This window comes from Streptomyces sp. McG3, assembly GCF_018619185.1.
Taxonomy (GTDB): domain Bacteria; phylum Actinomycetota; class Actinomycetes; order Streptomycetales; family Streptomycetaceae; genus Streptomyces.
Window position 1 is genome coordinate 1 of record NZ_JAAXYC010000201.1, and the last position, 14,514, is coordinate 14,514.

The 14,514-nt window shown below is 71.3% G+C and carries 13 protein-coding genes and 1 pseudogene; 8 read left to right on the forward strand and 6 right to left on the reverse strand.

Going from position 1 to position 14,514, the window contains the following annotated elements; genetic code table 11:
- The 4 genes from HET64_RS26540 to HET64_RS26555 form a co-directional block, all read left to right on the forward strand.
- Positions 1–119: RNA polymerase-binding protein RbpA (locus tag HET64_RS26540; RefSeq protein ID WP_215109699.1), on the forward strand; the 119-nt coding region annotated here is incomplete at its 5' end.
- A gap of 181 nt (positions 120–300) precedes the next feature.
- A complete protein-coding gene (gene pgi / locus HET64_RS26545; protein ID WP_215109687.1) occupies positions 301–1,959 on the forward strand; it encodes a glucose-6-phosphate isomerase in 1,659 nt (552 codons plus the stop codon).
- A gap of 4 nt (positions 1,960–1,963) precedes the next feature.
- On the forward strand, positions 1,964–2,473 hold the full coding sequence (locus HET64_RS26550) for a PH domain-containing protein (protein WP_215109688.1): 510 nt from the start codon (positions 1,964–1,966) through the stop codon (positions 2,471–2,473).
- Complete coding sequence (locus HET64_RS26555; RefSeq protein WP_215109689.1) at positions 2,470–3,990, forward strand: PH domain-containing protein; 1,521 nt, start codon at positions 2,470–2,472, stop codon at positions 3,988–3,990. The genes HET64_RS26550 and HET64_RS26555 overlap by 4 nt, the downstream gene beginning before the upstream one ends.
- 142 nt (positions 3,991–4,132) lie before the next feature.
- Here HET64_RS26555 and HET64_RS26560 read toward each other — a convergent pair whose 3' ends face one another.
- Positions 4,133–4,495 (reverse strand): VOC family protein, encoded by a 363-nt coding sequence (locus HET64_RS26560; protein ID WP_215109690.1) that lies wholly within the window; start codon positions 4,493–4,495, stop codon positions 4,133–4,135.
- Between the two features lie 92 nt (positions 4,496–4,587).
- Here HET64_RS26560 and HET64_RS26565 point away from each other — a divergent pair, with 92 nt between their 5' ends.
- Complete coding sequence (locus tag HET64_RS26565) at positions 4,588–5,370, forward strand: barstar family protein (RefSeq protein WP_215109691.1); 783 nt, start codon at positions 4,588–4,590, stop codon at positions 5,368–5,370.
- Between the two features lie 92 nt (positions 5,371–5,462).
- Here HET64_RS26565 and pgl read toward each other — a convergent pair whose 3' ends face one another.
- From pgl to tkt, 5 genes are read right to left on the reverse strand one after another with little or no spacing between them, the layout of a single operon-like run.
- A complete protein-coding gene (pgl, locus tag HET64_RS26570) occupies positions 5,463–6,245 on the reverse strand; it encodes a 6-phosphogluconolactonase (RefSeq protein ID WP_215109692.1) in 783 nt (260 codons plus the stop codon).
- On the reverse strand, positions 6,242–7,285 hold the full coding sequence (gene opcA, locus HET64_RS26575; protein ID WP_215109693.1) for a glucose-6-phosphate dehydrogenase assembly protein OpcA: 1,044 nt from the start codon (positions 7,283–7,285) through the stop codon (positions 6,242–6,244). Before opcA ends, pgl begins: the two co-directional genes overlap by 4 nt.
- Entirely contained in the window at positions 7,282–8,814 is a 1,533-nt protein-coding gene (zwf, locus tag HET64_RS26580) for a glucose-6-phosphate dehydrogenase (protein ID WP_215109694.1), read from the reverse strand. The genes opcA and zwf overlap by 4 nt, the downstream gene beginning before the upstream one ends.
- Before the next feature lie 5 nt (positions 8,815–8,819).
- On the reverse strand, positions 8,820–9,938 hold the full coding sequence (tal, locus tag HET64_RS26585; protein ID WP_215109695.1) for a transaldolase: 1,119 nt from the start codon (positions 9,936–9,938) through the stop codon (positions 8,820–8,822).
- A gap of 34 nt (positions 9,939–9,972) precedes the next feature.
- Positions 9,973–12,075, reverse strand: coding sequence for a transketolase (gene tkt / locus HET64_RS26590; protein WP_215109696.1), 2,103 nt, complete (start codon positions 12,073–12,075; stop codon positions 9,973–9,975).
- Between the two features lie 286 nt (positions 12,076–12,361).
- Between tkt and HET64_RS26595 the strand changes: the two genes are divergently transcribed.
- From HET64_RS26595 to HET64_RS26605, 3 genes and pseudogenes are all read left to right on the forward strand, one after another.
- Positions 12,362–13,315 (forward strand): heme o synthase, encoded by a 954-nt coding sequence (locus tag HET64_RS26595; RefSeq protein WP_215109697.1) that lies wholly within the window; start codon positions 12,362–12,364, stop codon positions 13,313–13,315.
- An 85-nt stretch (positions 13,316–13,400) separates the two neighbouring features.
- Positions 13,401–13,778: a hypothetical protein gene (locus HET64_RS26600; RefSeq protein WP_215109698.1), complete on the forward strand. Its 378-nt coding sequence runs from the start codon at positions 13,401–13,403 to the stop codon at positions 13,776–13,778.
- A gap of 94 nt (positions 13,779–13,872) precedes the next feature.
- Positions 13,873–14,514, forward strand: a pseudogene (locus HET64_RS26605) (amidohydrolase); the annotation flags it as partial.

The following is a 14,514-nucleotide window of genomic DNA, read 5'->3' on the forward strand; positions in this document are numbered from 1 at the left end:
AGCCGCCCCGCACCGAGCCGTACAAGACGCACCTGGCGTACGTACGCGAGCGGCGGAGCGACGAGGACGGCGAGGCGATCCTCGCCGAGGCGCTGGCCAAACTCCGCGGCGAGATCTGAGGCTCCCCCAACGCGGCTCCACGGAACCCCAGTCGTTCACCGGCCGGACACCCCAAGGGTGTCCGGCCGGAGCGCTTTCCCGCGCCACCGCCCTCCTCCACGCCGCAGCCCTCCTCGATCAATTAGGTTGGAGGGGCAGCGGGGATGCTGAGTGACGAGAAGAAGTGGGCTGATATCCGGGATGAACGCAGCAAGCCGAACCAAGCTCAACCAGACGCCCGAGTGGACGGCTCTCGCCAAGCACCGTGAGGAGCTCGGCGCACCCCAGCTGCGCGAGCTGTTCGCGCGGCAGCCGGACCGCGGCACCGCCTACACCCTCCGGGTCGGCGACCTCCACCTCGACTACTCCAAGCACCTGGTCACCGACGAGACGCTGCGCCTGCTGCGTGAACTCGCCGCCGCCACCGGGGTCGCGGAGCTGCGGGACGCGATGTTCCGCGGCGAGAAGATCAACACCACCGAGGACCGCGCGGTCCTGCACACCGCGCTCCGCGCCCCGCGCGGCGCGGTCGTCGAGGTCGACGGGGAGAACGTCGTACCGGCCGTGCACGCCGTCCTGGACAAGATGGCCGGCTTCGCCGAGAAGGTCCGGTCGGGGCAGTGGACCGGTCACACCGGCAAACCCGTCAAGAACATCGTCAACATCGGGATCGGCGGCTCCGACCTCGGCCCCGCCATGGCGTACGAGGTGCTGCGCTCCTTCACGGACCGGGCGCTCACCCTCCGCTTCGTCTCCAACGTCGACGGCGCCGACCTGCACGAGGCCGTCCGTGACCTCGACCCGGCCGAGACGCTGTTCGTCATCGCCTCGAAGACGTTCACGACGATCGAGACCATCACCAACGCCACCTCCGCACGGGACTGGCTGCTGACCGAGCTGAAGGCCGGTCAGGACGCCGTCGCCAGGCACTTCGTGGCCCTGTCGACCAATGCCGAGAAGGTCGAGGAGTTCGGCATCGACACGGCCAACATGTTCGAGTTCTGGGACTGGGTCGGCGGCCGCTACAGCTACGACTCGGCGATCGGCCTCTCGCTGATGGTCGCCATCGGACCGGACCGCTTCCGCGAGATGCTCGACGGCTTCCACCTCGTCGACGAGCACTTCCGCACCGCCCCCGCGGAGGAGAACGCCCCGCTCCTTCTCGGCCTCCTCGGCGTCTGGTACGGCAACTTCTTCGACGCCCAGTCGCACGCGGTGCTGCCGTACAGCCACTACCTGTCCAAGTTCACCGCGTACCTCCAGCAGCTCGACATGGAGTCCAACGGCAAGTCCGTCGACCGCGACGGCGACCCCGTGGACTGGCAGACCGGACCGGTCGTCTGGGGCACGCCCGGCACCAACGGGCAGCACGCGTACTACCAGTTGATCCACCAGGGCACCAAGCTGAACCCGGCGGACTTCATCGGCTTCGCCGCCCCGGTCCACGACCTGCTGCCCGGCCTGATCGCCCAGCACGACCTGCTGATGGCCAACTTCTTCGCCCAGACCCAGGCCCTCGCCTTCGGCAAGACGGCCGAAGAGGTCCGGGCGGAAGGGGTGCCCGAAGAGCTGGTCCCGCACAAGACGTTCCGGGGCAACCACCCCACGACGACGATCCTCGCCGACAAGCTGACCCCCTCGGTCCTCGGCCAGCTCATCGCGCTGTACGAGCACAAGGTCTTCGTCCAGGGCGCCATCTGGAACATCGACTCCTTCGACCAGTGGGGCGTGGAGCTCGGCAAGGTCCTCGCCAAGAAGATCGAACCGCTGCTGACCGGTGACGGGGGAGCGGACGCCGGGGAGCTGGACAGTTCCACCGCCGCCCTCGTCGACGCCTACCGCACGCTGCGCGGGCGCTGAGCCGATGCCACAGGGGGAGGGGACGGCGGCGGTGATGCTGCGGCCGCCGCGCAACACGCTGAACGAGCGCGCCGTCGGCTGGTGGCGGGTCCAGTGGCTGCTGCTGACGGCCGTGCCCGTCGTGCCGCTCGCGGTCCTGGGCGCGCTGATCGAGCCGGCCCGCTTCTGGCTGCTGCTGCCCGCCGCGGTCCTGGCCGCGGCGGGCACGGCGGTCGCCGTCCTCTTCCCCCTGTGGTGGTTCCGTACGCACCGCTGGGAGATCACCGAGGACGCGGTGTACGTCCGCACCGGGTTCTTCTGGCAGGAGTGGCGGATCGCCCCGATGTCCCGCATCCAGACCGTCGACACCGTCCGGGGCCCGCTGGAGCAGCTCTTCCGGCTCGCCACCGTCACGGTCACCACCGCCTCCGCCAAGGGCGCGGTACGGATCGCGGGCCTGGACCACGAGGTCGCCGCCGACCTCGCCCAGCAGCTCACCCGCATCACCCGCGACACCCCCGGCGACGCCACATGAGCACCGCCGCCCCGCCCGCCGACTGGCGCCGCCTCGACCCCCGCACGGTCCTGGTCACCGCGCTCGTCGTGGCGGGGGTCGTCGCGGGCGCCGCCATCCCCGTCACGCTCGGGCTCACCCGGTGGTTCGGCCTCCCGGCCGCCGTGCTCCAGGTGCTCGCCGGCGCCGTCCTGGTCATCGGGGCCGCGGCGGGCGCCGACCGGGTCCGCTGGCACCGCACGCGCTACCGCGTCGGTGAGGAGCGCGTCGACCTCCACACCGGCCTCCTGGTCGTCAAGCGCCGTTCCCTGGCCCGCGGACGCATCCGCACGGTCGACCTCACCGCCAACCTGATGCTCCGTCTCCTCGGCCTGGTCACCGTCAGGATCGGCACCGGCGAACAGGGCTCCGAATCCACCCTCGAACTGGACCCGGTCACCCGCGCCGAGGGAGAACGGCTGCGCCGCCTCCTGCTGGAGCGCGCCGCCACCGCACCGTACGGCGGCGTCCACCGCGAAGGGGAACTGGCCGTCCTGGACCCCCGCTGGATCCGCTACGCGCCGGTCTCCTTCGTCGCCCCCATGCTCGGCGGGGCGGCCGCCGGGGCCGTGATGCAGGTCAGCGACTGGGTCGGAGCCCAGGGCGACGTCATCGAGTGGGTCGGGGACCGTTTCCGCGACACCCCGCTGCTCTGGATGATCGTCATCCTGGCCCTCGCCGCCCTGGTCGCCGGCGTCGTCGGGGCGCTCGGCCTCTGGATCGAGATGTGGTGGAACTACCGTCTGGAGCGCGAGCAGGGCGGCACGCTGCGGGTGAGGCGCGGGCTGTTCACCTCCCGGTCCATATCCGTCGAGGAGGCCCGGCTGCGCGGCGTCGACCTGGTCGAGCCGCTGGGCGTACGGCTGCTCGGCGCGGCCCGGCTGGACGCCATCACCACCGGCCTGGCCAAGGACAACGAGGCCAGGAACGCCGACCACAACACCCTGCTCCCGGCCGTGCCCCGGACCCGGGCCGACACCGTCGCCGCCGACGTGCTGCGCGAGGCGGTCACCCCGACCGGCGCGGCGCTCACCCCGCACCCGCGCGCCGCCCGAGGCCGCCGACTGCGCTGGTCGCTCGCCGCCCTCCTCGGTCCGGTCCTGATCCTGACCGTCCTCGGGGCACTGCTCACGCCCGTGCTGCTGTGGATCGCGCTCGGCTGCACGGTGGTTCTCGCACCCGTGGCGGTGGCGCTCGCCCTGGACGCCTACCGGGGGCTCGGGCACGCGCTCTCCGGGCGCTACCTGGTCACCCGCTCGGGCACGGTCCGCCGTTCCACCGCCGCCCTGGAGCGGGCCGGGGTGATCGGCTGGACGGTCAAGCAGTCGGTCTTCCAGCGGCGGGCCGGACTGGTGAGCGTCACGGCCACCACCGCCGCCGGCGGGGGCGCCTACACGGTGTACGACGCCGACGCGGCCGAGGGACTGCGCTTCGCCGCCGAGGCCGTCCCGGGGCTGCTGGAGCCGTTCCTGGAGCGCACCGGGAACAGCGGGCCGTGAACGGAGGGCATCGCCCGGCGCGACGGCGACGAGGCGGCCGACCCGGCCGGGGTCGACCCCCACCATCACCGGGCTGGAGCAGGGCACGGACCAGGTCGTCCTTTGACCCCGTCGTCCCCCCACTCGGGCTCCCGGGCCGCCGTCAGCCGCCGTACGTCGTGTCGATGACGCAGAAGCGGTTGCCCTCGGGATCGGCGAGCACCACGAAGTCAGGGTCCGGCGGATACAGCTCCCACGCGACCCTTTCGGCGCCGAGCCCGATCAGCCGCTCCACCTCGGCCTCCTGCGTATCGGAGTAGAGGTCGAGGTGGACCCGGGGCACCTCCTGGACGGGAGAGCCGGAGCGCCCCAGCGAGAGCCCCACACCGGGTCCCTCCACCGGGACCAGGACCACCCAGTCGTCCGTCCCGGGCTCGCGCTCGGTGTACTGGAGCGCCGCCTTCCAGAAGGCGGCGGCCCGCTGTACGTCGGACGCGCCCATCACCACGGTTCCGATATGCACCATGGGACGAGCTTTTCACGCCGCGGGCCGCGCGCGGGCGTCGCGCGGCTTCGGCCTTCCCCGTCGAGTTTCCCCGTCGAACGGAATGGTTACGCATGAGCCCCGAAAGCGAAGGCATCGACGATGCGCAGGATGTTCTGTACCGACTTGTCGATCAGGAGTCCGGGAAGGTTCTGATCGCCGCCGAAGATCTTCTGAACTACTTCGTGGAGGAGGACCCGGAGCCGCCGGAGACCGTCACCGTCACCTTCGTCCGGGCGCATCAGGTCGGCCGAGCCCGGCGGAAGACCGAGCACGCCGAGCTGCAGGTCGTCGACCGGCAGGGGGAAACGATCGGGGTGTACTACCTCGGGAGGGTGGTCGCCGCGTTCCGGCACGAACTCGTGCCCTCCGGCGCGGACCGCCCCGACCTCGACTACTCCTTCGGGCACACCTGCGAGTACATCAGGGCCGGGGAGATCTGGCGGAGGTGGGCCCGGAGCCGGCCCGTCGAGCACGGGGAATGGGCCCGCCACCCGTCCGACTGGCAGGAGAGCTGGCTGCATGTCGTGCAGACCGCCTGGTTCGATTCCGGACGGAACGCGACGCGCTACGAGACCGCCGGGACGGCGGTCGTCGACGGCTCCGGATTCACCACGAGGGACGGCTTCTACTGCGCCCTGGGAGAAGCCGTCAACGGGCCCGGCGGCTATTTCGGTTCGAACCGCGACGCGGTCTTCGACTGTCTCCGGACCATGCGGCGCGACGGAGCGGCTCCGTTCCGCCTGGTATGGCGGAACTCCGCGGCCTCCCGCGAAGCGCTGGGCGGCGATTTCACCGACAGCGTCCTCTCACTGTTCGAGGAGTCCGGTGTGGAGACCGAGTTGTCCCCGGGGTGATGTCCGCGCCGCTCCCCGAGCGTCCGGCCGGTCACACCGCGGGCCCGGACCGCTCGGTGGGAGCGGTCCGGGCCCGCCAGGGCTTTCGAGGGTCAGGCGGAGGCCTGCGGATACAGCGCGCGCGGCAGTTGCGAGGCCGCCGCGGCGTCCAGCAGCCACAGCGTGCGGCTCCGCCCGTACGCGCCCGCCGCCGGGGCCTGGATCTCCCCGGCCCCGGACAGCGCGATGGCCGCCGCCTCGGCCTTGTCCTCGCCCGCCGCCAGCAGCCACACCTCGCGCGCCGCGCGGATCGCCGGCAGCGTGAGCGAGACGCGCACCGGCGGCGGCTTGGGAGCCCCGTGCACACCGACGACGGTTCGCTCGGTCTCCCGTACCGCGGGCAGCTCCGGGAAGAGCGAGGCCACATGCGTGTCCGGGCCGACGCCCAGCATCAGCACGTCGAACGCGGGCACCGCGCCATGGTCCTCGGGACCCGCGGCGGCGGCCAGTTCGGCGGCGTAACCGGCTGCCGCCGCGTCCGCGTCGTCGCCGAACGGGCCGTCGGACGCGGGCATCGCGTGCACCCGGGCCGGGTCCAGTGGCACCGAGTCGAGCAGCGCCTCGCGGGCCTGGGTGACATTGCGCTCCGGGTCGCCCCCGGGCAGGAACCGCTCGTCGCCCCACCACAGATCCAGGCGTGCCCAGTCGATCGCGTCCCGGGCGGGCGCGGCGGCGAGCGCGGCCAGCAGGCCGTTGCCGTTGCGCCCGCCGGTCAGCACCACCGAGGCGTGGCCCCGGGAGGCCTGGGCGTCCACGATCTTCGTGATCAGCCGGGCCGCCGCGGCCTGCGCCATCAGCTCCTTGTCGCGGTGCACGACCAGTTGGGGAGGCGTCACTTCGACGCCGCCTTCTTGGCCGGGGCCTTCTTCGCGGCGGGCGCCTTGGCCTCGGTGGCCTTGGCCGCCGCCTTCTCCTCGGCGCTCTCGACCGGCGCGGCCTTGACCTCGCCACCCGCGTGCAGCCGGTCGACGCCGAACTTCACCGCGGACGCGTAGGTGTTGTCCGGGTCGAGCCGGCGCAGCTCCTCCGCCAGCAGTTCGGCGGTCTCACGGCGCTTGAGCGCCACCGCGCGGTCCGGCTGGTTGTGCATGGAGAGCGTGGCGAGCGATCCGTCGGCCCGGTCCAGGACGATGACGCCGTTCTTCGTCTCCATCCGGACCGCGGTGAGGCCGGGCCCCGCGGAGAGCGTGCGCTCCACCGGGACGCCGAGCCGGTCCGCGAGCCACATGGCGAGCAGCTCGCAGCTCGGGTTGTCGCTCTCGCCCTCGACGGTCGCGCCGATGACCTCGGCCGGCTGCTGGTCCAGCGCGGCGGCCAGCATCGAGCGCCACGGTGTGATCCGGGTCCAGGCCAGGTCCGTGTCGCCCGGGCTGTACGTCGCCGCCCGCACCGCCAGCTCGTCGAGCGGGAGCTCGGCGGAGTAGGTGTCGGTGATCCGGCGCTGGGCGAGGGCCCCGAGCGGGTCCTTCGCCGGGTCGGCGGGCGCGCCCTCGGGCCACCACACCACGACCGGGGCGTCCGGCAGCAGCAGCGGAAGGACCACCGACTGGGCGTGGTTGGCCAGTTCGCCGTGGAGCCGCAGGACGACGGTCTCGCCGGTGCCCGCGTCGGAACCGACCCGCACCTCGGCGTCGAGGCGGGCGTCCCGGCGGGCCCGCGGCGAGCGGCTGACCCGCTTGATCACCGCGATGATCCGCGAGGGGTGCTCGCGGGAGGCGTCGCCGGCCGACTTGAGCGCGTCGTACGCGTTCTCCTCGTCCGTGACGACGACCAGGGTGAGCACCATGCCGATGGCGGGGGTGCCGATGGCCCGGCGGGCCGAGACCAGCGCCTGGTTGATCTTGCTGGACGTGGTTTCCGTGAGATCGATCTTCATGGCCGCCTCCAGCTCCGTCCGTCACGTGCGAGCATCTCGTCGGCCTCGGCCGGACCCCAGGTGCCGGCCGCGTACTTCGCGGGCTTGCCGTGCTTGTCCCAGTACTCCTCGATCGGGTCGAGGATGGTCCAGGAGAGTTCGACCTCCTGGTGGCGCGGGAAGAGGTTGGCGTCGCCGAGCAGGACGTCCAGGAGGAGCCGCTCGTACGCCTCCGGGCTGGACTCCGTGAACGACTCGCCGTACGCGAAGTCCATCGTGACGTCCCGGACCTCCATCGAGGTGCCGGGCACCTTGGAGCCGAAGCGCACGGTGACGCCCTCGTCCGGCTGGACCCGGATGACCAGGGCGTTGCCGCCCAGCTCCTCCGTGGCACCGGACTCGAAGGGCAGGTACGGCGCGCGCTTGAAGACGACCGCGATCTCCGTGACCCGGCGGCCGAGCCGCTTTCCGGTGCGGAGGTAGAACGGCACGCCCGCCCAGCGGCGGTTGTTGATCGTCAGCTTGATCGCCGCGTAGGTGTCGGTCGTCGACTTGGGGTCGATGCCCTCCTCCTCGCAGTAGCCGAGGACCTCCTGGCCGCCCTGCCAGGCGTGCTCGTACTGGGCGCGCACGGTGTGCTGCCCGAGGTCATCGGGCAGCTCGACTGCGGTGAGCACCTTGAGCTTCTCCGCGACCAGGGCCTTCGGGTGGAAGGAGCCGGGCTCCTCCATCGCGGTCAGCGCCAGCAGCTGGAGCAGGTGGTTCTGGATGACGTCACGGGCGGCGCCGATGCCGTCGTAGTAGCCGGCCCGGCCGCCGATGCCGATGTCCTCGGCCATCGTGATCTGTACGTGGTCGACGTAGGACCGGTTCCAGATCGGCTCCCACATCGTGTTGGCGAACCGCAGCGCCAGGATGTTCTGGACCGTCTCCTTCCCCAGGTAGTGGTCGATCCGGAAGACCTCGTTGGGCGGGAAGACGTCGTGCACGAGCTGGTTGAGCTCCTGCGCGCTGGCCAGGTCGTGGCCGAAGGGCTTCTCGATGACGGCGCGCCGCCAGGAGCCTTCCTTCTGGTCGGCCAGGCCGTGCTTCTTCAACTGCTGGACGACCTTGGGGAAGAACTTCGGCGGCACGGAGAGGTAGAAGGCGAAGTTGCCGCCCGTCCCCTGCGCCTTGTCGAGCTCCTGGATGGTCGACTTCAGCGTCTCGAACGCCTCGTCGTCGTCGAAGTTGCCCTGGACGAAGCGCATCCCCTGGATGAGCTGCTGCCAGACCTCCTCGCGGAACGGCGTACGGGCGTGCTCCTTGACGGCGTCGTGCACGACCTGGGCGAAGTCCTCGTCCTCCCAGTCGCGGCGTGCGAAGCCGATGAGCGAGAAGCCCGGCGGCAGCAGGCCGCGATTGGCCAGGTCGTAGACGGCGGGCATCAGCTTTTTACGGGACAAATCGCCCGTGACGCCAAAGATGACCAGGCCCGACGGCCCCGCGATACGCGGGAGCCGTCGGTCCTGTGCGTCACGGAGCGGGTTGGCTCCGGGAACAGCAGACAAAGTGGTCAGCCCTCCGAGGGGGCGAGGCGCGAAAGCTCCGCCTCGGTCGACTTGAGCAGGTCGTTCCAGGACGCCTCGAACTTCTCGACGCCCTCGTCCTCCAGCACCTGCACGACGTCGTCGTACGAGATGCCGAGCTTCTTGATCGCGTCGAGGTCGGCACGCGCCTGGTCGTAGCCGCCGGCGACGGTGTTGCCGGTGATCTCGCCGTGGTCGGCCACCGCTTCCAGCGTCGCCTCCGGCATGGTGTTCACCGTGTTCGGCGCCACCAGGTCGTCGACGTACAGCGTGTCCTTCAGGGCCGGGTCCTTGACGCCGGTCGAGGCCCACAGCGGACGCTGCTTGTTGGCCTGTGCCTTGTCCAGGGGGGCCCAGCGGTCGGAGGAGAAGACCTCCTCGTACGCCTCGTAGGCCAGCCGGGCGTTGGCCAGCGCGGACTTGCCCTTGGCCGCCTTCGCCTCGTCCGAGCCGATGGCGTCCAGCCGCTTGTCGATCTCGGTGTCCACCCGGGACACGAAGAACGAGGCCACCGAGTGGATCTTGGAGAGGTCCAGGCCCGCGGCCTTCGCCTTCTCCAGGCCCGCCAGGTAGGCGTCCATGACCGCGCGGTAGCGCTCCAGCGAGAAGATCAGCGTCACGTTGACGCTGATGCCCCGGCCGATCGTCTCGGTGATCGCCGGCAGGCCGGCCTTGGTCGCCGGGATCTTGATGAGCGTGTTCGGGCGGTCGACCAGCCACGCCAGCTGCTTGGCCTCGGCGACGGTGGCCGTGGTGTGGTGCGCCAGGCGCGGGTCGACCTCGATGGAGACCCGGCCGTCCTGGCCGTCCGTGGCGTCGAAGACCGGGCGCAGGATGTCGGCGGCGTCGCGGACGTCCGCCGTCGTGATCATGCGGAGGGCTTCCTCGACGGTGACCTTGCGGGCGGCGAGGTCGGTGAGCTGCTGCTCGTAACCGTCGCCCGAGGAGATCGCCTTCTGGAAGATCGACGGGTTGGTGGTGACGCCGACGACATGGCTCTGGTCGATCAGCTCGGCCAGGTTGCCGGACGTGATCCGCTTGCGCGACAGGTCGTCGAGCCAGATCGCCACGCCCTCGTCGGAGAGGCGCTTGAGTGCGTCTGTCATGAGTTGCATCTCCTACTAGTCGTATCTACCGGCGTCAGCGTGCTGCGGCTTCGAGAGATTCCCGCGCGGCGGCGGCCACGTTCTCGGCGGTGAAGCCGAACTCCTGGAACAGCACCTTCGCGTCGGCCGAGGCCCCGAAGTGCTCCAGCGAGATGATGCGGCCCGCGTCGCCCACGTACCGGTACCAGGTCAGGCCGATCCCCGCCTCGACGGCGACCCGCGCCTTCACCGACGGCGGCAGCACGCTCTCCTTGTAAGCCTGGTCCTGCTCCTCGAACCACTCGACGGACGGCATCGAGACGACCCGGGTCGGCACCCCGGCCGCCTGGAGCCGCTCGCGCGCCTCGACGGCCACGTGGACCTCGGAACCGGTCGCGATGAGCAGCACCTGCGGCTCCGTCGCCTGCCCGGGTGCCTCTTCGGCCTCGAACAGGACGTAACCGCCCTTGGCCGCGTTCTCGTTCGCCTCGTACGTCGGCACGCCCTGCCGGGTCAGCGCCAGACCGTGCGGGGCGCCCTTGCCGAACACCTTGGTGTAGCGGCGCAGGATCTCGCGCCAGGCGATGGCGGTCTCGTTGGCGTCGGCCGGGCGCACGATGTTCAGGCCCGGGATGGCGCGCAGCGCGGCCAGGTGCTCGACCGGCTGGTGGGTGGGACCGTCCTCGCCGAGGCCGATCGAGTCGTGCGTCCACACGTACGTCACCGGCAGGTGCATCAGCGCGGAGAGCCGCACCGCGTTGCGCATGTAGTCGGAGAACACCAGGAAGGTGCCGCCGTAGACGCGGGTGTTGCCGTGCAGCGCGATGCCGTTCATGGCGGCGGCCATCGCGTGCTCGCGGATGCCGAAGTGGATCGTGCGGCCGTACGGGTCGGCCTCCGGCAGCGGGTTGCCCGCCGGGAGGAACGACGACGTCTTGTCGATCGTGGTGTTGTTCGAGCCCGCGAGGTCGGCGGAGCCGCCCCACAGCTCGGGCACGATCTCGCCGAGCGCCTGGAGCACCTTGCCGGAGGCGGCACGGGTGGCCAGGCCCTTGCCGGGTTCGAAGACGGGGAGCTTCTCCTCCCAGCCCTCGGGCAGCTCGCCCGCGGCGATCCGGTCGAAGGAGGCGGCGCGCTCCGGGTTGGCCGTGCGCCACGCGGCGAACGCCTTGTCCCACTCCGCGCGGGCCTCACGGCCGCGGTCCAGCGCCTCGCGGGTGTGCCCGATGACCGCGTCGGAGACCTCGAAGGTCTGCTCCGGGTCGAAGCCGAGGACCCGCTTGGTCGCCGCGACCTCGTCGTCGCCGAGCGCCGAGCCGTGCGCGGCCTCGGTGTTCTGGGCCTTCGGGGCGGGCCAGGCGATGATCGAGCGTGCCGCGATGAACGAGGGGCGCTCGGTCTCGGCCTGGGCCGCCCGCAGCGCCGCGTACAGACCCGCCGGGTCCAGGTCGCCGCTGGGGAGCTGGTCGACACGCTGCACGTGCCAGCCGTACGCCTCGTACCGCTTCAGGGTGTCCTCGGAGACCGCTGTCTCCGTGTCGCCCTCGATGGAGATGTGGTTGTCGTCCCAGAGGAGGACCAGGTTGCCCAGCTTCTGGTGCCCGGCCAGCGAGGACGCCTCGGCCGAGATGCCCTCCTGGAGGCAGCCGTCACCCGCGACGACCCACACCATGTGGTCGAACGGGGAGGTGCCGGGGGCCGCCTCGGGGTCGAAGAGGCCGCGCTCGTAGCGGGCGGCCATCGCCATGCCCACCGCGTTGGCGACGCCCTGGCCCAGCGGCCCGGTCGTCGTCTCTACGCCGGTGGTGTGGCCGTACTCCGGGTGGCCCGGGGTCTTGGAGCCCCAGGTGCGGAAGGCCTTGAGGTCGTCCAGCTCCAGGCCGTACCCGGCCAGGTAGAGCTGGATGTAGAGCGTCAGGCTGGAGTGGCCGGCGGAGAGGACGAACCGGTCGCGACCGGTCCACTCGGCGTCCGCGGGGTCGTGCCGCATCACCTTCTGGAAGAGGGTGTACGCGGCGGGAGCCAGGCTCATAGCCGTGCCCGGGTGGCCGTTTCCGACTTTCTGTACGGCGTCCGCGGCGAGAACGCGGGCGGTGTCCACGGCCCGCTGGTCCAAATCGGTCCACTGAAGGTCTGTGGTGGTCGGCTTGATGCTCACCCTGAGTCAGGGCTCCTCTCCACTGTCGTAGGCCGGTGACTGTTACCGCACCGGGCGCTGTCGAGCCTACCCCCGTTGACACGCACACTTTCCGAGCACTTTCCAGGGTGTGGGCGACCCGTGGAGTTCGCCTCCCGGCGGAATGCGCATACCGGTGAACAGTCACCCCCAACACGACCCCACCCCCGCGAAGGACGGCGTATCCGCAACGTCTAGAGTGAACGGGTTCGCGCAAGTCTTCACCGGGCCTCTTCGCCCGGAGCTTGCTGGGATTTCTCTGTCAGGGGTGTGCGTGACGGCCGTCGAGTCCCGACCCGCAGGGGTCGCCTTGACTCCCAGCCCGAGGGGCCATCGCCCGTTCGGGGCCCGCGTCAAGGCCTTCGTGGCGCTTACCAAGCCACGGATCATCGAGCTGTTGCTCATCACCACCGTTCCGGTGATGTTCCTCGCTGCCCAGGGTGTACCCGACCTGTGGCTCGTTCTCGCCACCACCATCGGGGGATTCCTCTCCGCCGGTGGAGCCAACGCGCTGAACATGTACATCGACCGTGACATCGACGCGCTGATGGACCGTACGTCCCAGCGCCCGCTGGTCACCGGCATGGTCAGCCCCCGTGAATGCCTCGCCTTCGGCATCGCCCTCGCGGTGATCTCCACGGTCTGGTTCGGGCTGCTCGTCAACTGGCTGTCGGCCGCTCTCGCGCTCGGCGCGCTGCTCTTCTACGTCGTCGTCTACACGATGCTGCTGAAGCGGCGCACCTCCCAGAACATCGTCTGGGGCGGCATCGCGGGCTGCCTGCCGGTCCTCATCGGCTGGTCGGCCGTGACGAACGAGCTCTCCTGGGCCGCCGTCATCCTCTTCGCCGTCATCTTCTTCTGGACGCCGCCGCACTACTGGCCGCTGTCGATGAAGGTCAAGGACGACTACGCCCGGGTCGGCGTCCCGATGCTCCCGGTGGTCGCCTCCAACCGGGTGGTCGCCAAGCAGATCGTCCTCTACAGCTGGGTGATGGTCGCGGTCTCGCTGCTGCTCACCCCGCTCGGCTACACCGGCTGGTTCTACACCGCGGTGGCGCTGCTGTCCGGCGGCGCCTGGCTCTGGGAGGCCCACGGCCTGCAGAACCGGGCCAAGGCCGGGGTGACCGGAGCCAAGCTCAAGGAGATGCGGCTGTTCCACTGGTCCATCACCTACGTCTCCCTCCTCTTCCTCGCGGTCGCGGTGGACCCCTTCCTCCGCTAGCACTTCTTCGACGGGCGGGTCGCGTGGCACAGGCCACGCGACCCGCCCGTCGCCAGTTCATCTACCCGTCGGTAGCATCCTGTTCATGGCAGAGACGGCAGCAGACGCAAGCGACAGCGGGCAGACCTCACGCACGGACGCCAGGAAGGCGGCGCGCGCCGAACGCAGGGCGGCCAGGCTCGCCCACCAGATCGGCGCCTTCGCCAAGGAGCACGGCGGCGCGGAGGGACAGCTCGCCTACATCGGCCAGTCGGGCGCCCGCATCGTCCTGGTCGGCGAGGACGGCGCCTGGGGCGACCTCGTGGCCCCGACCTACGCCGTGGCCGAGAGCGCGGCGCGGAAGTCCGGCATCACGATGCACGAGGAGTTCGACGGCGAGTTCGCGCTGAAGGTCCGCACCGGCCCGTACGAGTGGTCCCGGATGGCCGGCATCCAGGTCGGCGGCCCCTCCAACGACCGCTGAGGCGACAGCGCCGCTCTCGGCGCATCCGGGCAACACCTGACACGGGGCCCACCCGTTAGGCCGTGCAGACGCACGCCTTCCCAGGGAGTCCCGGATGACCGACACCGTTCCCGTGGCCGACCTGGTCGACCAGCACTGCCACGGCGTCCTGCGCACCGAGCTGGGCCTCGGCACCTTCGAGGCCCGGCTCACCGCCGCCCGCGCCCCGGCCGCGCCCGGCACCACCTTCTTCGACACCCAGACGGGCTTCGCGGTACGCCGCTGGTGCCCGCCCCTGCTCGGGCTCGAAGCGCACTGCCCGCCCGCCCACTACCTGGCCAGGCGGCGCGAACTGGGTGTCGCCGAGACCTCCCGCCGCCTATTGCGCGCCACCGGGGTCTCCGCCCACCTCGTCGACACCGGACTCCCCGGCGACCTCACGGGACCGGCCGAGCTGGCCTCGGCGGCCGGGTCGCGGGCCCGTGAGATCGTCCGACTCGAAGTCCTCGCCGGACAGGTCGCCGACACCTCGGGCACCGTCGACGCCTTCCTCGTCAACCTCGGCGAGGCCGTCCACACCGCCGCGGCCTCCGCTGTCGCGTTCACCTCGGCCGCGGCGGTCACCTCCGTCGGAGGGGTCGCCCCCTCCGCCGCCCCCGAGCCGCCCGGGCCGGGCCGGTTGCGGGTGGCGGCCGGGCGCTGGCTGGCCCGGCGGGAGGAGCAGCGCAGGGCCGCCCGCCGGGGCGCGGGGGAGAGG